The organism is Variovorax sp. FW305-3-2-15-B-LB1 (assembly GCF_058787635.1).
Window position 1 is genome coordinate 1 of the sequence record NZ_JBYSZY010000100.1, and the last position, 9,615, is coordinate 9,615.

Here is a 9,615-nt window from a genome sequence, read left to right on the forward strand (position 1 = left end):
CCGCGGCCCCGGGCCCCCAGCAATTCACCCTCGCCAACGGCATGACCGTGATCGTGCAGACCGACCGGCGTTCGCCGACCGCGGTGCAGATGGTCTGGGTGCGGGTCGGCTCCATGGACGAGGTCGACGGCACCACGGGCGTGGCGCACGTGCTGGAACACATGCTGTTCAAGGGCACGAAGACCGTGCCGGCCGGCGAGTTCTCGCGCCGCGTGGCGGCGCTGGGCGGCCAGGAAAACGCCTTCACCATGCGCGACGCCACGGGCTACTACCAGCAGATCCCGGTCGGCAGCCTCGAACAGGTGATGAAGCTCGAATCGGACCGCTTCGCCAACAACCAGTGGCCCGACGACGAGTTCAAGCGCGAGATCGAGGTGGTCAAGGAAGAGCGCCGCCTGCGCACCGACGACCAGCCGCGCGCCCTGCTCGGCGAGCAGCAGAGCGCGGCCGTCTTCACCGCGTCGCCGTACCGCCGCCCGGTGGTGGGCTGGATGAGCGACCTCGAATCGATGACGCCCGCCGACGCGCGCGCCTTCTTCCAGCGCTGGTACGTGCCGGCCAACGCCGTGCTCGTGGTGGCCGGCGACGTCGACGTGGCGCGCGTGCGCGCGCTGGCCGAGAAGTACTACGGCAGCATCCCCGCGCGCGCCGTGCCGGAGCGCAAGCCGCGCACCGAGCCCGCGCAGCGCGGCATCCGCCGCCTCGAATTCAAGGCCCCGGCCGAGCAGGCGTACGTGTCGCTCGCCTTCCGCGTGCCGCAGCTCACGAACATCGACGACGCCAACAGCGACGCCTGGGCGCTGGTGGTGCTCTCGGCCGTGCTCGACGGCTACGCCGGCGCGCGGCTCGACCGCGCCCTCACGCAGGGCCCCGGCCGCGTGGCCGATTCGGCCGGCGCGTACGCGGGCTTCATCGGCCGCGGCCCGCAGCTGTTCATGCTCGACGGCGTGCCGGCCGCCGGCAAGACTGCCGAGACGGTCGAGGCCGCGCTGCGCGCCCAGGTGGCGCGCGTGGCGAAAGAGGGCGTCGGCGAGGCCGAGCTGGCCCGCGTCAAGACGCAGTGGGTGGCGAGCGAGACCTACAAGCGCGACTCGGTGATGGCGCAGGCGCGCGAACTCGGCAGCAACTGGATCCAGGGCCTGCCGCTGGACGCCAGCGAGCGCATCGTCGCCCGGCTGCAGGCCGTGACGGCGGCGCAGGTGCAGGCCGTGGCCGCCAAGTACTTCGGCGACGACCAGCTCACGGTCGCCACGCTGCGGCCCCTGCCGCCCGAACCCAAGCGCGGCCGCGGCTTCGCAGCCCCCGTGGGCGAGATGCGCTGAAAGCACCGGATTCCCTCATGAAGAACCTCAAGAAGATTGCAAGCACCGCCCTCCTGGCGGGCATCACCGCGCTGTTCGGCATGGGCAGCGCGCAGGCCGCGCTGCCCATCCAGCACTGGACGCTGGCCAACGGCGCCAAGGTGTACCTGGTGTCGACCAACGCATTGCCGATCGTCGACGTGCAGATCGACTTCGACGCCGGCAGCCGGCGCGACCCGGCCGCGCAGGCCGGGCTGGCCAGCACCAGCGCCGCGATGGTCGAGAAGGGCGTGCGCGCCGGGCGCAACGGCGAGCCCGCGCTCGACCAGAATGCGCTGGGCGAGGCCTGGGCCGACCTGGGCGCCAGCTTCGACGTGAGCGCCGGCACCGACCGCACCAGCTACACGCTGCGCACGCTGTCCGACCCGGCGCTGCTGACCAAGGCCGTGGCGTTGGCCGCGCGCGAGATCGGCGAGCCCTCGTTCCCCGACGAGATCTGGCCGCGCGAGCGCGAGCGCATCAACGCCGCCATCAAGGAAGCCAACACCAAGCCCGCCACCGTCGTCGGCCGCGCCTTCGCGCAGGCCGTGTACGGCACACATCCCTACGGCCAGGAAGTGACCGAAGCCACGCTGGCGCGCATCGACACCGCCGCCATGCGCCAGCGCTACGAGCAGCTGATCCTGCCGTGCCGCGCCAAGCTCAGCATCGTCGGCGCGGTCACGCGCGCCGAGGCCGAGGCGCTGGCGACCACGCTGCTGTCGCGCCTGCCCAGCCCCGCCGCCTGCGCACCGCTGCCGGCCATCGCGCCGGTGGTGGCGCTCACGGCGCCGAAGGACGAGCGCATTGCGTTCGACTCGGCGCAGGCCCACGTCTTCATCGGCCAGCCCGGCTACCCGCGTCAGGACCCGGACCACTTCGCGCTCACGCTCGGCAACTACGTGCTCGGTGGCGGCGGCTTTGTCTCGCGGCTGACCGAAGAGGTGCGCGAGAAGCGCGGCCTGGCCTACAGCGTGTACAGCGGCTTTGCGCCGGGGCTCGACGCGGGCGCCTTTCGCATTGGCTTCCAGACCCGGCCCGACCAGGCCGAGGCGGCGACGAAGGTCTCGCGCGACGTGCTCGCGAAGTTCGTGGCCGAAGGCCCGACCGAGAAGGAGCTGAAAGCCGCCAAGGACAACCTGATCGGCGGCTTCCCGCTGCTCTTGGACAGCAATCGCAAGCTGATCGGCAACGTTGCCAATATCGCCTGGTACGGCCTGCCGCTGGACTACCTCGACACCTGGACCGCGCGCATGAACGCGGTCACGGCCGCCGACATCCAGGCCGCGTTCGCCCGCAAGCTGCAGCCGCAGCGCATGGTGACGGTGGTGGTGGGCGGCAAGCAGGCCGCCGCGGCGCAGTAAGAAGAAAGAAAAGCTCAGGCCAGCGCGTGCGGCCCGCTGCGCGCGGCCTCGCGCACCGCGGCGCCGAGCTGCGCCAGCAGGCGCGGCGCCGCGCGGGCGTGCTGCCAGTACAGCGGTACCGGCAGCGTCGCGCCGGGCACCAGTTCGACCAGCGTGCCGTCGCGCAGCGCATCGGCCACCATGCTGGTCGGGTGCATGCCCCAGCCGATGCCGCGGCAGGCCGCCTCGACGAAGGCGGCGGGCGAGGGCACCCAGTGGCGCGGCGTCTCCACGTTGCGGTGGCAGATGCGGCGCACCCAGCGCGCCTGCAGCCGGTCCTTGCGGTCGAACACCAGGTTCGGCGCGGCGGCCAGCGTGCGCGCGCCCACGCCCTTGGCGAAATACCGTTCCACGAAACCGGGGCTCGCGGCGGCCACGTAGTGCACCGTGCCCAGCGCCTCGCTGTTGCAGCCCGTGACCGGCTGGGCCAGCGCGGTCACGGCCGCCAGCACCGCGCCGCTGCGCAGCCGCTCGGCCGTGTGGTCCTGGTCGTCGGCCGTGAGGTCGAGCAGGGCGTCGGGCGCCTGCGCGGCGAAGGCTGCGGCGCCCGCCATGAACCAGGTCGCGAGGCTGTCGGCGTTGACCGCCACCCGCACCGTGACCCGCTCGTGCGCCTCGCCGCTGCCCATGCCCAGCGCGGGCAGGGCCTCGCGCAGTTCGTGCTCCAGCATGCCCACGCGCTCGACGTGCCGGCACAGCTGCAGGCCAGCCTCGGTCGCCACGCAGGGCTGGCCGCGCACCAGCAGCGCGCCGCCGGTGCGTTCCTCGAGCAGCTTCACGCGCTGCGACACCGCCGAGGGCGTGACATGCAGCGCGCGGGCGGCGCGCTCGAAACTGCCTTCGCGCACCACGGCGGCAAGGGCGTGCAGGGCGGCGTAGTCGAGCATGGTTGTGAATGAAGTAAAACTGAATCGGCGTTAGGAAGTTTAGTTTGATTGAATCGGCTGCGGACGGCAAGCTCGGACCATGACCGCCGTTCACGCCTCCACCGCTTTCCTCAACGGGCTCTTCATGAGCCTGGTGCTCATCGTCGCCATTGGCGCCCAGAACGCGTACGTGCTGCGCCAGGGCTTGCGCCGCGAGCACGTGAGCGCGGTGGTGCTGTTCTGCGCCGTCTGCGACGCGGTGCTGGTCGCCGCCGGCGTGGCCGGCATGGCGCAGGCGCTGAAGGGGCGGCCGATGCTGGCAACGCTGCTCGCGGGCTTCGGCGCGGCCTTTCTCTGCGGCTACGGCCTGCGCGCGCTGTGGCGCTCGCGCCAGCCGGGCGCGTTGCAGACGGTGTCGCAGGGCGCCTCGCGCTCGCGCGCCGCGGTGGTCGCGCAGGCCGCCGGCTTCACGCTGCTGAACCCGCACGTCTACCTGGACACCGTGCTGCTCGTGGGCACGGCCGGGGCGCAGTACCCGGGCCTGCTCAAGGCCTGGTTCGTGGTCGGGTCGACGCTGGCCAGCGTGCTGTGGTTTACCGCGCTGGGCTTCGGCGCGCGGCTGCTGGCGCCGGTGTTCGCACGGCCGCGCGCCTGGCAGATGCTCGATGCGCTCATCGGCGGCACGATGCTCGTGCTGGCGGTGCTGCTGGCGCGTCGCGCGTTCATGGGCTACTGAGTGAAGGGGGGCCAACCGCGGCGTTAAGCTCGCCGCATGCCCCAGAAGCCCCCGAAGAAGAACGCCGCCGCGCCCGTCTCGCGCGCCCCCGCCGCCAAGCGCCCGTCGCGGCCCAGCGAAGTCCGCATCATCGGCGGCGAATGGAAGCGCACCCGCCTGGCCGTGGCCGACAAGCCCGGCCTGCGCCCCACGCCCGACCGCGTGCGCGAAACGCTGTTCAACTGGCTCGCGAGCCTGGCCGGCGTGGGCGGCGGTGCCTTGCCGGGCTGGCACTGCATCGACGCCTTCGCGGGCACCGGCGCGCTCGGCCTCGAAGCCGCCTCGCGCGGCGCGGCCCACGTGCTGCTGTGCGAGCAGGACGCCGCGCTGGTCGCCCAGCTGCAGGCCGCCAAGGCCAAGCTCTCGGCCGAGGCCGTGCGCGTGGAGCGCGGCAACGGCGTCACCGCGCTCGAACGCGCGGCAGCGGGCAGCCTGCAGGCGGTGTTTCTCGATCCGCCCTTCGACAACCTCGCGCTGTACGAGCCGGCCCTGCGCGCCGCCGCGCGCGCGCTGCACGCCGACGGCGCGATCTACCTCGAGGCGCCGCGCCGCTGGGCCGCCGAGGAGCTCGCCGCGCTGGGCCTGGCCGAATTCCGCTACCTGAAGGCCGGCGCCGTGCATGCCCATCTGCTGCGCCGCGCTGTGTCCGTGCCTGCATAATCCGCCGGACAAGCCGCACCGGCAGCATGAGGAAGAAGCAACCATGGCCAGCAACGTGATCGCGGTTTATCCCGGCACTTTCGACCCCATCACCCTCGGTCACGAGGACGTGGTGCGGCGTGCAACCCAACTCTTCTCCAAGGTGATCGTCGCCGTCGCGGCGGGCCACCACAAGAAGGCGCTGTTCACGCTCTCCGAGCGCATGGACATGGCCCGCGAGGCCGTGAAGCCCTACAGCGACCAGGTGACGGTCGAGAGCTTCTCGGGCCTGCTGCGCGACTTCGTCGTCGCGCGCGGCGGCAAGGCCATGGTGCGCGGCCTGCGCGCCGTGACCGACTTCGACTACGAGTTCCAGCTCGCCGGCATGAACCGCTCGCTGATGCCCGACGTCGAGACCGTGTTCCTGACCCCGAGCGACAAGTACCAGTTCATCTCCAGCACCTTCGTGCGCGAGATCGCCATGCTCGGCGGCGAGGTCAACAAGTTCGTCTCGCCGAACGTCGAGCAGCAGCTGACCGCCAAGGTCCGCAGCCTCGGTAGGGAATGAGCCCGCTCCCAGGCTTCGCGCTGAGGTGAGCGCCACCCCCTTGCCCCGCCTGCATCCGCTGGGCGATGCGGCGCTGGTGTGCGACCTGCCCGCGCCCGCCACGCTGGCGCAGCAGCAGCGCATCTGGGCGCTGGCCGCCGAGGTGCTGGCCTGGCCCGGCGTCGGCGAAGCGCTGCCGGGCATGAACAACCTCACGCTGACCTTCGACCCGACCGCCGTGGCGTTCGAGGAACTCGCAGCGCGCGTGCTCCAGGCCTGGCCGGGGCTCGCGGCCCATGCCGCCGAGGGGCGGTGCATCGAGATTCCCGTGGCCTACGGCGGCGAGCACGGTCCCGACCTGGCCGACGTGGCGGCCCACACCGGGCTGTCGGCGGCCGAGGTGGTGCGACGCCACAGCGGCGGCGACTACGTGGTCTACCTGCTCGGCTTCCTGCCGGGCTTCGCCTTCATGGGCGGGCTGCCGCCCGAACTCGCGACACCGCGCCGCGCCGAACCGCGCACCGCCGTGCCGGCGCGCTCGGTGGGCATCGGCGGCGAGCAGACCGGCATCTACCCGCTGGTGTCGCCGGGCGGCTGGCAACTCATCGGGCGCACGCCGCTCGCGCTGTTCGACCCGTCGGCCGAGTCGCCCACCTTGCTGCGTCCGGGCGACCGCGTGCGCTTCGTCGTCGAAAGCCTGCAGACATGATCCTCGTGCGCAAACCCGGCGTGCATGCCTCAGTGCAGGACCTCGGGCGGCCCGGCCTGCGCCAGCTCGGCATCTGCCCGGGCGGCGCGCTCGACATGCTCGCGCTCACGCTGGCGAACCGGCTGGCCGGCAACGCCGACGCGGCGGCGGGCATCGAATTCACCATGGGCGGCTGCGAGCTGCAGTTCGAAGTCGACACCCGCATCGCGCTCACCGGCGACGATTTCGGCGCCACGCTCGACGGCGTGCCGCTGTGGCCCTGCTGGAGCGTGCCGGTGCGTGCCGGCCAGACCTTGCGCCTCGCCGGCGCCAACGCGCCCGGCACGCCGAAGGCCGGCCTGCGCAGCTGGCTCGCGGTGGCCGGCGGCATCGACGTGGCGCCCGTGCTCGGCTCGCGCAGCACCGACCTCAAGGCCGGCTTCGGCGGCCACGAGGGCCGCGCGCTGCGCAAGGGCGACCGGCTCGCGCTGGGCGCTTCGCGCCTCGGCGCCGACCAGAACGCGCGCCGTCCTTTCGGCCTGCGCGCGCCCGACTGGGGCACGGCCGAGCCCGACGGCGCCTTCGCGCTGCGCGTGCTGCCCGGCCCCGAGTTCGACCTGTTCACGTCCGACGCGCAGGCGCTGCTGTGGAACGAGCGCTGGCGCATCACGCCGCAGAGCAACCGCATGGGCAGCCGGCTCGCCGGCGCCGAGTTGCAGCGCAAGGCGGGCGGCGACATGCTCTCGTCGGGCGTGATCCCCGGCACGATCCAGGTGCCGCCTTCGGGCCAGCCGATCATCCTCATGGGCGACGCGCAGACCACCGGCGGCTACCCGCGCATCGGCGTGGTGATCCGCGCCGACCTCTGGAAGCTTGCGCAGGCGCCGCTCGGCGGCCGGCTGCGGCTGGTGCGCACCGACCTGTCGCACGCGCTCGCGGCCTGGGCGGCGCAGCAGCGCTACTTGGCGCAGGTGGCGCAGGGGCTCGCCGCTGCGGGCTGGCCCGGCGCGGCCTAGACTGTGGCCTGACGCAGGTGGCTCCCGCACCTGCCCCCGAGACGGAGAACATCCCATGCAGATCGACCTGAACGCCGACCTCGGCGAAGGCGCCGGCAGCGACGAAGCGCTGCTCGGCCTCGTGAGTTCCGCCAACATCGCCTGCGGCTGGCACGCGGGCGACGCCAGGACCATGCAGCAGTGCGTGCGCTGGGCCATGGCGCATGGCGTGGCGATCGGTGCGCACCCGAGCTTTCCCGACCGCGAGAACTTCGGTCGCAGCACCATGCACCTGCCGCCCGAGGAGATCGTCGCGAACGTGCTCTACCAGGTCGGCGCGCTGGCCGCGATCGTCAAGGCCGAGGGCGGCCGGCTCGCGCACGTGAAGCCCCACGGCCAGCTCTACAACCAGGCGGTGAAGGAGCCCGAGCTGGCCGAGGCGCTGTGCGAGGCGGTGCGCCGCTTCGACCCCTCGCTCAAGTTCTTCGGTCTGGCCGGCAGCAACATGATCGATGCGGCCCGCCGTGCCGGCCTGCAGCCGGTCGAAGAGGTGTTCGCCGACCGCGGCTACATGCCCGACGGCAGCCTCGTGCCGCGCAGCCAGCCCGGTGCGCTCATCGAGAGCGAGGAACAGTCGCTCGCGCAGACCCTGTCGCTGGTGCGCGACCACCGCGTGGTCGCCATCGACGGCAGCACCGTGCCCGTCAACGCCCAGAGCGTGTGCCTGCACGGCGACGGCGCGCATGCGCTGACCTTCGCGCGGCGCATCCGCGAGCGGTTGCAGCAGGAAGGCATCGACGTTCGCGCGATGGCTTGAACAGGATGCCGGCGAAGCGCGCTTCTCCCAACGTCCTGCTGACGGGCTTCGAGCCCTTCGAGCAGGAGCTGCTCAACCCGTCGTGGGAGGCGGTGCGCTCACTAGACGGTTGGAAGTGCGGTCGCGCCACCGTGCATGCGCGCCTCGTGCCCTGCGTCTTCGGCGAGGCGCTCACCGCACTCGATCGCGCGATGGACGAACTCCAGCCGACGCTGGTGATCTGCATCGGCCAGGCCGGTGGCCGCGCCGAGTTCACGCCGGAGCGCATCGCGATCAACGTCGACGACGCCCGCGTGCCCGACAACCTCGGCCGCCAGCCGATCGACGTGCCCGTGGTGCCCGGCGCGCCGGCGGCCTACTTCTCGAGCCTGCCCGTGAAGGCCATCGTGCGCGAACTGCGCGCGGGCGGTGTGCCGGCCTCGGTGTCGAACAGTGCGGGCACCTTCGTGTGCAACCACCTCTTCTACGGGCTGATGCACCGCATCGCGACGCACGCGGCGGCGAAGGGCGCGCGCGGCGGCTTCATCCACATTCCCTACCTGCCCGCGCAGGCGGCGCGCTTTCCGGGCGCGCCGAGCATGTCGCTGGAGACGCTGGTCGATGCGTTGCGCATCACCGTGAAGACAGCACTTGCGGTGAAGCAGGACGTCGCGGAAACCGGCGGCCAGCTGCACTGACCGGGGTTCTCAAGCGCGGGGGAAGTGCTTGCCCAGCCAGGCGTTGAGCGCCGTGTTGACGAACGCAGGCTTCTCCATCGTCAGCATGTGGCCGCACTGCGGCACCCACACCACCTGGGCGCGCGGCAGCAGCGCCGCCATCTCGCGGGTGCATTCGGGTGGCGCGAGGCGGTCGTCGTCGCCGCACATCAGCAGCACCGGCGCGCGCAGCAGGGCCAGGTGCGTGCGCGCGTCGGGGCGGCGCATCACGGCGTGGTTCTGGCGGATGAGCTGGGCCGCGCCGGCACCGAGCACGATGTCCAGGTAGCGCTGCACCAGCGCCGGGTTGGCGGCCTGCGCGGGATGGAAGGCGAAGGCGACATTGGGCTCGATGATCTCGCGCACCTCGCCGCGCTCGAACCATTCGATGGCGCCTTCGCGCAGCGCAAACATGTCGGGCGTCTCGGGCCGCGCGCTGGTGCCCAGCAGCATCAACCCGGCGATGCGCTCGGGCGCCTGGCGCGCCGCTTCCATCGCGACCATGCCGCCCATCGACGCGCCGCACAGCACCAGCGGGCCGTCGTGCTCGCGCAGCACGGCGCTGGCCATGCCTTCGATGGTGTCGTGGCGCGTCTGGACGTCGCTCACGCGGGCGCCGAAGGCGGCGGGAAGTGCGGGCAACTGGGCCTCCCAGAGGCGTTCGTCGCAGGCAAGGCCGGGCAGCAGGACAAGATGGGGCATGGGCCGATTTTGCGCGATCGGACGCGCCCGGCGCACGGTCCGTACGCGGTGGCGACGGTGCAACAGCGGGTTGGCACGAAGCCGCCGTGTCATGCACTCGGGGGACAATGCATGCAATGTCCACCACCACCCCCGACTCCGCCCCCAC

11 protein-coding genes are annotated in these 9,615 nt (G+C 72.4%); 9 read left to right on the forward strand and 2 right to left on the reverse strand.

Annotated elements, in window-relative coordinates; genetic code table 11:
- Window positions 1-1,322: M16 family metallopeptidase (locus AC3WQR_RS31075; protein ID WP_492745872.1), on the forward strand; the 1,322-nt coding region annotated here is incomplete at its 5' end.
- Window positions 1,323-1,339: 17 nt separating this feature from the next.
- Window positions 1,340-2,704: a M16 family metallopeptidase gene (locus AC3WQR_RS31080; RefSeq protein WP_492745874.1), complete on the forward strand. Its 1,365-nt coding sequence runs from the start codon at window positions 1,340-1,342 to the stop codon at window positions 2,702-2,704.
- A 14-nt stretch (window positions 2,705-2,718) separates the two neighbouring features.
- On the opposite strand, the gene AC3WQR_RS31085 is transcribed toward AC3WQR_RS31080, so the two are convergent.
- Window positions 2,719-3,630, reverse strand: coding sequence for a LysR family transcriptional regulator ArgP (locus tag AC3WQR_RS31085; protein WP_070061978.1), 912 nt, complete (start codon window positions 3,628-3,630; stop codon window positions 2,719-2,721).
- Between the two features lie 79 nt (window positions 3,631-3,709).
- Between AC3WQR_RS31085 and AC3WQR_RS31090 the strand changes: the two genes are divergently transcribed.
- Genes AC3WQR_RS31090 through pcp form a run of 7 tightly spaced genes read left to right on the forward strand, consistent with a single transcriptional unit; the run spans window position 3,710 to window position 8,747 of the window.
- Window positions 3,710-4,345, forward strand: coding sequence for a LysE/ArgO family amino acid transporter (locus AC3WQR_RS31090; RefSeq protein ID WP_070061979.1), 636 nt, complete (start codon window positions 3,710-3,712; stop codon window positions 4,343-4,345).
- A gap of 36 nt (window positions 4,346-4,381) precedes the next feature.
- Window positions 4,382-5,044 carry an RsmD family RNA methyltransferase gene (locus AC3WQR_RS31095; protein ID WP_159275437.1) on the forward strand — a complete coding sequence of 221 codons (663 nt, stop codon included), beginning with the start codon at window positions 4,382-4,384 and terminating at the stop codon, window positions 5,042-5,044.
- 43 nt (window positions 5,045-5,087) lie between these two features.
- The gene (gene coaD, locus AC3WQR_RS31100) at window positions 5,088-5,591 is read left to right on the forward strand and encodes a pantetheine-phosphate adenylyltransferase (protein ID WP_062481439.1); all 504 of its coding nucleotides are present in this window, start codon (window positions 5,088-5,090) and stop codon (window positions 5,589-5,591) included.
- Window positions 5,592-5,631: 40 nt separating this feature from the next.
- Window positions 5,632-6,279: a 5-oxoprolinase subunit PxpB gene (gene pxpB, locus AC3WQR_RS31105; RefSeq protein WP_492745883.1), complete on the forward strand. Its 648-nt coding sequence runs from the start codon at window positions 5,632-5,634 to the stop codon at window positions 6,277-6,279.
- On the forward strand, window positions 6,276-7,274 hold the full coding sequence (locus AC3WQR_RS31110; protein ID WP_492745878.1) for a 5-oxoprolinase subunit C family protein: 999 nt from the start codon (window positions 6,276-6,278) through the stop codon (window positions 7,272-7,274). Before pxpB ends, AC3WQR_RS31110 begins: the two co-directional genes overlap by 4 nt.
- 55 nt (window positions 7,275-7,329) lie before the next feature.
- Window positions 7,330-8,070 (forward strand): 5-oxoprolinase subunit PxpA, encoded by a 741-nt coding sequence (pxpA, locus tag AC3WQR_RS31115; protein WP_095949159.1) that lies wholly within the window; start codon window positions 7,330-7,332, stop codon window positions 8,068-8,070.
- Between the two features lie 5 nt (window positions 8,071-8,075).
- Window positions 8,076-8,747, forward strand: a complete 672-nt coding sequence (gene pcp / locus AC3WQR_RS31120) for a pyroglutamyl-peptidase I (protein WP_492745880.1) — start codon at window positions 8,076-8,078, stop codon at window positions 8,745-8,747.
- Window positions 8,748-8,756: 9 nt separating this feature from the next.
- Here pcp and AC3WQR_RS31125 read toward each other — a convergent pair whose 3' ends face one another.
- Window positions 8,757-9,467: an alpha/beta fold hydrolase gene (locus tag AC3WQR_RS31125; protein ID WP_172438372.1), complete on the reverse strand. Its 711-nt coding sequence runs from the start codon at window positions 9,465-9,467 to the stop codon at window positions 8,757-8,759.
- Between the last annotated feature and the right edge of the window lie 148 nt (window positions 9,468-9,615).

Coding starts and splice junctions, on each gene's coding strand:
- AC3WQR_RS31125 (WP_172438372.1), bottom strand. CDS start 9,467: ATGCCCCATCTTGTCCTGCTGCCCGGCCTTGCCTGCGACGAACGCCTC.
- AC3WQR_RS31085 (WP_070061978.1), bottom strand. CDS start 3,630: ATGCTCGACTACGCCGCCCTGCACGCCCTTGCCGCCGTGGTGCGCGAA.
- coaD (WP_062481439.1), top strand. CDS start 5,088: ATGGCCAGCAACGTGATCGCGGTTTATCCCGGCACTTTCGACCCCATC.
- AC3WQR_RS31090 (WP_070061979.1), top strand. CDS start 3,710: ATGACCGCCGTTCACGCCTCCACCGCTTTCCTCAACGGGCTCTTCATG.
- AC3WQR_RS31095 (WP_159275437.1), top strand. CDS start 4,382: ATGCCCCAGAAGCCCCCGAAGAAGAACGCCGCCGCGCCCGTCTCGCGC.
- pcp (WP_492745880.1), top strand. CDS start 8,076: ATGCCGGCGAAGCGCGCTTCTCCCAACGTCCTGCTGACGGGCTTCGAG.
- AC3WQR_RS31110 (WP_492745878.1), top strand. CDS start 6,276: ATGATCCTCGTGCGCAAACCCGGCGTGCATGCCTCAGTGCAGGACCTC.
- AC3WQR_RS31080 (WP_492745874.1), top strand. CDS start 1,340: ATGAAGAACCTCAAGAAGATTGCAAGCACCGCCCTCCTGGCGGGCATC.
- pxpA (WP_095949159.1), top strand. CDS start 7,330: ATGCAGATCGACCTGAACGCCGACCTCGGCGAAGGCGCCGGCAGCGAC.